Source organism: Pseudomonas sp. P1_A1 (assembly GCF_056406935.1).
In genome coordinates this window covers 1-728 of record NZ_JBFTZE010000045.1, presented here as the reverse complement: position 1 = coordinate 728, position 728 = coordinate 1, and the positions used below count along the sequence as shown (strand labels likewise).

Sequence of the window (728 nt, the reverse complement as noted above, 5' to 3'; positions counted from 1 at the left end):
AAAAAAAGCAAGCTAATGCCAGTTTATACATGGCGATGAATAAGCTAAGCGATGACAACCGGGAAATACTGACGCTGAGCCGTTTCCAGGAGCTGAAATACCAGGAGATAGGGCAAATTTTAGGCATTACCGAAGGTGCCGCCAAGGTACGCGCCTTTAGGGCAATGCAGGAGTTAAAGGATATTTATACCAAAATGGAACGTTAAACAGGATGAAGATGAATTGTGAGCAATACGAGGAAAAATTTAGCGATTATATAAGTAAACGGCTAACTACAGCTGAACGTGAGGAGTTTGAAAAACACCTGGCAGGCTGCGAAAGCTGCCTGCAGGAATTTACCGCTATACAACAGGTTTGGGATTTGATGGATGAAATTCAGGTGCCCGAGCCAGGTGCCCACATGCCGGTAAAATTTAAGGCGATGCTGGATACCTACAAGCAATCTGTTGATGAGAAAAAAGAGGTGTTTAGTATTAAAGAGCTGCTGGCCCGTTTATGGCAATGGCAGCCACGCTGGCCATTGGCTTACAGTTTGGTGATAGTGCTCATCAGTTTTGGCAGCGGGTACCTGGTTTTCCATGCCAGTACCACTGGTAAGCAGGATGAGCAGTTGCAGGCCCTTACCTCGCAGGTGCATGAGCTAAAGCAAACCATGATGCTTGCCCTGCTGGAGAATCCTTCCGCATCTGAACGGATCAAGGGGGTGAGTTATACCAGCGAGATCAAGC

General features: G+C 47.0%; 2 protein-coding genes. Both read left to right on the top strand.

Annotated features, from left to right (window positions below; genetic code table 11):
- On the top strand, window positions 1-206 hold a 206-nt coding region (locus AC1D2Q_RS29495; RefSeq protein WP_477815541.1), incomplete at its 5' end, for an RNA polymerase sigma factor.
- Window positions 207-217: 11 nt separating this feature from the next.
- On the top strand, window positions 218-728 hold a 511-nt coding region (locus AC1D2Q_RS29490; RefSeq protein WP_477815540.1), incomplete at its 3' end, for an anti-sigma factor.